The sequence below is a fragment of the Elizabethkingia argenteiflava genome, from assembly GCF_009904105.1.
GTDB classification, from domain to species: domain Bacteria; phylum Bacteroidota; class Bacteroidia; order Flavobacteriales; family Weeksellaceae; genus Elizabethkingia; species Elizabethkingia argenteiflava.
In genome coordinates this window covers 1-217 of sequence record NZ_JAAABJ010000675.1, presented here as the reverse complement: position 1 = coordinate 217, position 217 = coordinate 1, and the positions used below count along the sequence as shown (strand labels likewise).

Annotated in this window: 1 pseudogene; it reads left to right on the top strand. The window is 36.9% G+C overall.

Features of this window, described 5'->3' with window-relative positions:
* Positions 1-217: pseudogene (locus GNY06_RS13130) on the top strand (IS5/IS1182 family transposase); the annotation flags it as partial.

The following is a 217-nucleotide window of genomic DNA, read 5'->3' as shown; positions in this document are numbered from 1 at the left end:
GAAAAAAGGCAAAAACCACCAACAGCATTTTTCTGTGTGATAACCAGGGACAAATGTTGGCAATGGGAAGTCCAAAAAGTGGCCATCATCACGATTTATACCAAATAGAAGGTAGTTTGAAAGAAATCCTGTCACCTCTAATCGAAGCAGAAATAGATCATAAAGGATTGTTTCTGAATGCTGATGCAGGATTTGACAGTGAAAATTTAAGACAAAT